Source organism: Filomicrobium insigne, from assembly GCF_900104305.1.
GTDB classification, from domain to species: Bacteria; Pseudomonadota; Alphaproteobacteria; order Rhizobiales; family Hyphomicrobiaceae; genus Filomicrobium; species Filomicrobium insigne.
Window position 1 is genome coordinate 1 of record NZ_FNJC01000010.1, and the last position, 3,317, is coordinate 3,317.

A 3,317-nucleotide genomic window follows, 5' to 3' on the forward strand; every position below is an offset into this window, starting at 1 on the left:
AACGACGCACATCCAGATATCGAGAGTCGAGCGGCGTCTGGCCAGCAGAGTAGCAAATGCGATCACGTAAAGTGTCAGCGAGAAAGCCGGGATGTCCCCACGATCAACTGATCCCGACGGAGTTCAACTCCCCTGTGGCCTGGACTGCTGCGGTTCCCAGCTAGCCCTTGGGCTATGTCGACCTATCTCCACGTACGATTGAAGCCATCCGGTCTCCGGCGGTAGCGTTCGCTCATGTTTGTAATTGCGACTGCACAGACCGCAGCACGCGGTGCACAGGCTAGGCGGCCAATGTTGGCTGGAGGTATGGTCTTGAAGCTCTATGTCGTCTCGCTCGCAAGGTCCTTTCATGTGTCATCCCACTGCACCGCCGTTTGAATAATTCACGGAGATCCTTCCATGCCTCCCACCTCCGCCCCTGCCCTACCGCTTAGCCGCCGCGAGGCTCTGATCTCGGCCACGGCACTTGCCGCGAGCTTCGCCTTCCCATTGGGCACCGCGCGTGCCGCGGGGCCCGCCACCCTCGACATTCCAGAAGGAGAACACACCATGGGCTATGTCACGACCGACGACGATGTACAGATCTTCTACAAGGACTGGGGTCCCAGAGACGCCCAGCCCATCGTTTTTCACCATGGATGGCCGCTCAGCTCCGACGACTGGGATGCGCAGATGCTTTTCTTCCTGTCGAAGGGCTATCGCGTTGTCGCGCATGACCGGCGCGGCCACGGACGCTCGCAGCAGGTCGCCGACGGTCACGACATTGACCATTACGCGGCCGACGCGTTTGCCGTCGCCGAGGCGTTGGACCTGAAAAACGCGGTTCACATAGGCCATTCCACCGGTGGCGGCGAAGTTGCGCGTTATGTGGCCAAGTTCGGCGAACCTGCGGGCCGGGTGGCCAAGGCCGTCCTCGTCGCCGCCATCCCACCGCTGATGCTGAAGACCGACGACAACCCGGAGGGAACACCGATGGAGGTCTTCGATGGCTTTCGGACAGCGCTGGCCAGCAACCGCGCACAGTTCTTCCGCGACGTTCCGTCGGGCCCGTTCTACGGATTCAACCGCGAGGGCGCGACGGTCCATGAAGGAGTAATCCAGAACTGGTGGCGGCAGGGCATGATGGGTAGCGCCAAGGCGCACTATGACGGCATCAAGGCTTTCTCGGAAACCGACCAGACCGAGGACCTCAAAGTGATCACCGTGCCGACGCTGGTGCTGCACGGTGAGGACGACCAGATCGTTCCGATCGCTGCCTCGGCATCGAAGGCGGTCAAGCTGCTGCCGAACGGCACGCTGAAGACCTATCCCGGTTTCTCGCACGGGATGCTGACAGTGAACGCCGATGTGCTGAACGCGGACCTTTTGGCGTTCGTTACCAATTGAGGTGTCTGCGGGACGCGGCTCCCGGCCCCGTCCTCTTACCATCACTTGGATTTGAGAAAAGGTAAGATCATGACCAGCTCAATGAAGGCGATCGTCCTCAGCAAATTCGGTGGCTTCGACGCTTTCGAGATGCGTGATGTTACCGTACCAGTCGTCGGACCTCGGCAGGTCCGGGTGCGCGTCCACGCCACCGCCATCAATCCTCTGGACTATCAGATCCGACGCGGCGACTACGCCGACTACGTGCCGCTCCCCGCCATAATCGGTCACGACATTTCCGGCGTCGTGGAAGAGAGGGGGGCGGATGTAACCGAGGTCGACATAGGCGACGAGGTTTACTACACGCCCAAAATCTTCGGCGGTCCCGGCTCATACGCGGAACAGCACATTGCCGCTGTCGAACTGGTCGCCCGCAAGCCGCACAACATCAACCACTTGGAGGCCGCCAGCCTGACGCTGGTTGGGGGGACGGTCTGGGAAGCTTTGGTGACCCGCGCCCAGCTTGCCGTTCACGAGACCATCCTGATCCACGGTGGTGCCGGCGGTGTGGGCACGGTAGCGATCCAGCTTGCCAAGGCGATCGGTGCGCGGGTCATCACGACGGCGCGCCGTAGTAACCATGACTTCGTGCGTTCACTCGGAGCGGACGAGGTCATCGACCACACCTCCGATGACTACGTCTCAGCCGTGGCGGAGCTGACGCAGGGGCAAGGGGTGAACGTCGTATTCGACACCATCGGCGGCGATACCCTGACGAGAAGCCCGCTCGCTCTCGCGGATGCCGGACGGGTGGTCAGCATCGTCGACATCGCGCAGCCGCAGAACCTGATCGAGGCTTGGGGAAAGAACGCCGCCTACCATTTCGTATTCACCCGGCAGAACCGAGGCAAACTCGATGCGCTGACAAACCTTGTCGAGCGCGGCCTGATCAAGCCCGTGGTTGGTGCGGTGCTTCCCTTGGCTCGCATCGGCGAAGCGCATGAACTACTCGAAGCCGGGAGCTCCCGTGGACTTCGAGGTAAGGTGGCGATCGATGTTGTGGGCCAGACTGTCGAGCTTCCCACGCGGCGATAAATATATCGACAAGGCAGCGGGACATTCCTGCAATTACCATCCTTTTCGGGAAAGTGATGGCGGTACCCGAGAAATGATGCCGCGCATTTAAGAAAGTCATCGCGCATCGTCACTTCCGTTGCCTTCAAGTGTAGCTCGCGCAATGGTGTTGCCTAGTCGAATTGCTTGGCAGATAACCCATTATGTCCTTGGGACCCGATAGCAGGTTGCTTACGACGTCGCTGCCGACTGACACGCAGCTGCGCGTGATTTTCGCCGTTGTCGTCGTTCTCGTCGTTGCGCTCGCGGTGACCGCACCCTACGCCCGTCAGCCGACACGCGGGACGGAGATTTTCGTTCCGGCTTACGCGGCGGCCATCTTCATGATTGAGCTGACGACCGCGGCTATTCTTCTCGCCACCTTTCGGGTCCGGGGATCGATGCCACTGCTCGTTCTTGCCTCGGGATACCTTCTTTCAGGCGTTCTCTCCGTTCCGTGGGCGCTGACTTTCCCGGGCATATTCCAAAATGTCGGCCTCGACGAGGATCTCCAATCCACGGCGTGGATCGCAGCGATTCGGCGCATCGGGTTTGCTGCAGCGATTGTCGGCTATGCTGCCCTCGATCCGCGCCGTACGATGCGTCCGCCGGGCCAATGGATACTCGTCGCTATCGCCGGCATCGGGGTGTTCGTAGCATCGGCTTTATGGGTGATCCTGGCCAAGGGGGGCGACCTTCCTAAGTTCATGGCGGATGCGAGGAACACGACGGCGATATGGGCGTACATCCCGGCTTTCTCGCTGACACTTTACGTGATCGCATTTGCTACTCTGCTGGCCAGACGCCGCTCGACTCTCGATATCTGGATGTGCGTCGTT

The 3,317-nt window shown here is 60.7% G+C and carries 3 protein-coding genes; all 3 read left to right on the top strand.

Annotation, left to right across the window (positions count from 1 at the left end):
* The first annotated feature begins 549 nt into the window (after positions 1-549).
* On the top strand, positions 550-1,386 hold the full coding sequence (locus BLS30_RS17935; RefSeq protein ID WP_342027560.1) for an alpha/beta fold hydrolase: 837 nt from the start codon (positions 550-552) through the stop codon (positions 1,384-1,386).
* 69 nt (positions 1,387-1,455) lie between these two features.
* Positions 1,456-2,460 carry a zinc-dependent alcohol dehydrogenase family protein gene (locus tag BLS30_RS17940; RefSeq protein WP_090230881.1) on the top strand — a complete coding sequence of 335 codons (1,005 nt, stop codon included), beginning with the start codon at positions 1,456-1,458 and terminating at the stop codon, positions 2,458-2,460.
* A gap of 182 nt (positions 2,461-2,642) precedes the next feature.
* Positions 2,643-3,317: MASE4 domain-containing protein (locus tag BLS30_RS17945; protein WP_170832511.1), on the top strand; the 675-nt coding region annotated here is incomplete at its 3' end.